Source organism: Jannaschia seohaensis (assembly GCF_900116765.1).
In the GTDB taxonomy this organism is placed as follows: domain Bacteria; phylum Pseudomonadota; class Alphaproteobacteria; order Rhodobacterales; family Rhodobacteraceae; genus Jannaschia; species Jannaschia seohaensis.
Window position 1 is genome coordinate 1 of the sequence record NZ_UETC01000032.1, and the last position, 2,325, is coordinate 2,325.

Genomic DNA, 2,325 nt, shown 5'->3' on the forward strand with positions numbered 1-2,325 from the left:
GTAGTCCTTGGCAATCAGAATCCTCGTCGGAACGGAGCGCGGCAGCACGATGCGAAACAGGAGCCCCTCGAAAACCGTGGTGGTCTGCTCGTTGTTCCGCGCGTGCTCTTCTTCAGTGACGGCGCATTCGTGAGTTCCGACACAACCGAGGCCGGGGGCGGCTTCGAGAACGCCGCCACGCGGGACGGCGATCTGACCCGGATCATGCTCGACGACGAACGCCACGAAATCCCGGACGCCGTCGTCTTCGGCGGCTAGGCTGACACAGAGATCTACGCAGAAGAGGACCTTTCCACCGATGACCAGACCTGCCCTGATTCCGCCCCTCGCCCTCGCAGCGGCGGCCCTCGCTACGGCGGCGCATGCCGAGATCCCGCCCTTCACGGCCCAATGCCCGACCGGGATCACCGTGACCTGGGATCCGGCCGGCAACGTGCGTGTCAACGGCTCCCCCGCCAGCGTCCGGATGTACAACCAGCAGTATTTCGAGGCGACCGCCGGCGGCATTACCTTCCCGATCAGCACCGACCAGGACGGCAGCGGCCTGCTGGTCGGGTTCAACCCGCCGGGCAGCGCGGGCGGCTACTGCACCATCCTGTCGCAAGGCAGCGACCAGCCAGACACCACCGCCGGCGCAGACGGGCCGGATCACTTCCAGGTCAGTGGCGCGAGCCGTCTCAACGTGCGCTCGGCGCCTTCCACCTCGGCGGCAATCGTCGGCAAGTTGCCCGCCGGCACGGTGGTCGAGAACCTCGGCTGCCGTCAGACCGAGGGCCGGGACTGGTGCCACATCTCCGACGGGGACGCGTCCGGCTGGGCCGCCTCGGAGTTTCTGAGCGAGGCGAGCGGGCCGGTCCGCGCGCCACGTGCCACCCCGGTCGGCCAGGACAATGCGGCCAACCACACGGTCCAGCAGGTCCGCTTCCCCCGCGGCTCCACCGGCACCGAATTCACCGACAGCCTCGATCCGCAGGTGTCCCACCGCTACGTGCTGGGCGCTCGAAATGGCCAGTTTCTCTATTTCCGGCTCGCAGCCAACGGGCCGGGCATGACCTACGTCATCTACAACCCGGACGGATCGGTGTTGCTCGACGAGATGAGCTCTGACCGGGAATACCGCGGCCAACTCTGGCAGAGCGGCGACCATATCGTTGAGGTCCACAACACCGCGAACGGCCGGCAGTCTTTCAACGTGATCTTTGGGATCAACTAAGATCCCGGGCGACCCAACCCGTTCAACAGAAGAAAGAAGAGGGACAGCATGAACAACTCGATCAAGCATCTCGTCGGCTTAGGGGCGCTCGCCGCCCTGACCGCCTGCATTGAGACCACGGAGAGCGCCCCGGTGACCAGCCAGATGCCCGTCGCCCCCGGCAGTCCGCCTTTCATCGAGGGCAGCTTCGGCGCCAGCGATGCGGCCACGGCGGCATGCCGCAACCTGCTCGCCTCCCAAACCACGGGCGGCGTCCGCGTCGTCGGCTCGGAGTTCTCCGAGGCGGCCAGCGCCGTTTACATGCGCGTCGGCGCGAACGGCGCGCCGTGGCGCTGCCTCGTTTCCAACGACGGCAGCAACCCCGACACGATGTTCATGGGCAGCGAAGGCTTCCTATGATTTTGGGGGGCCGCAAACTGCCCTCGTGAAGCCCGCCGCCGGCCTGCAACGGCGAACAGTTAAATGGCGCGTCCAAGATCTGGACCGCCCGCGAGGCCAAGGCCTGTCAGGTGGAGTTTGCACATGGCCCCAAGTACCTTTGCCTTTGTCTACAAGGACTGCCATGCGACCGGCGTCCCCGCCGGAACCCCATCGCCCTGCCTCTCCGCTTTGGGTTGTCGGGGCTATTCTCGGAGAAACGTGGCAGGTGGTCGAGATTTGACCCTGCCCACTCAGCGGAGTTTTTGCGTATCTCTTCCTCTCCGCCACTTGACCCCGCGAAAGCGTTCTCCCGATCCGGCTGCGGCCGGGTTTTTCCTTTGTTTTCGAGGGTTATGCGGGTGGGGCTGAGGACTGGCCCCGGCATCAAGAGAACCGGATGCGGTCTCTCAGGGGCGATATTCTCCGGACCTCATGACTGCGCTGATTTGGCGAATAGCCTGCAAGACATTGAAAATAGACGACTTTGCGGAGCCGTCGGCTAAACACTTCGAAGCCAGTGGCGTTCGAGTGAAGGAACTCGGATCCAACACTCAAGAGGCGCATCATCGCCTTGGCCGAGTAGATCAGCTGAAAGACCGGCTCTGTTGCACGAATCCCGTGAGGGATTCATCTCGTGACTCCAGAGTGGTAGCTGGGATGCATGAGCAGACCCACACTCCCAACCTACAGGA

At 64.4% G+C, this 2,325-nt stretch carries 3 protein-coding genes; 2 read left to right on the forward strand and 1 reads right to left on the reverse strand.

What is annotated here, in order from left to right; genetic code table 11:
• Window positions 1-225: hypothetical protein (locus DTQ71_RS23925; protein WP_211317185.1), on the reverse strand; the 225-nt coding region annotated here is incomplete at its 3' end.
• A 73-nt stretch (window positions 226-298) separates the two neighbouring features.
• Between DTQ71_RS23925 and DTQ71_RS23040 the strand changes: the two genes are divergently transcribed.
• Both DTQ71_RS23040 and DTQ71_RS23045 read left to right on the forward strand, forming a co-directional pair.
• Entirely contained in the window at window positions 299-1,213 is a 915-nt protein-coding gene (locus DTQ71_RS23040) for an SH3 domain-containing protein (protein ID WP_109566622.1), read from the forward strand.
• A gap of 48 nt (window positions 1,214-1,261) precedes the next feature.
• Window positions 1,262-1,612 carry a hypothetical protein gene (locus DTQ71_RS23045; protein ID WP_109566623.1) on the forward strand — a complete coding sequence of 117 codons (351 nt, stop codon included), beginning with the start codon at window positions 1,262-1,264 and terminating at the stop codon, window positions 1,610-1,612.
• Window positions 1,613-2,325: the final 713 nt, after the last annotated feature.

Excerpts from the sequence above, each read along its gene's own strand:
- DTQ71_RS23040 (WP_109566622.1), top strand. The coding sequence starts at position 299 with ATGACCAGACCTGCCCTGATTCCGCCCCTCGCCCTCGCAGCGGCGGCC.
- DTQ71_RS23045 (WP_109566623.1), top strand. The coding sequence starts at position 1,262 with ATGAACAACTCGATCAAGCATCTCGTCGGCTTAGGGGCGCTCGCCGCC.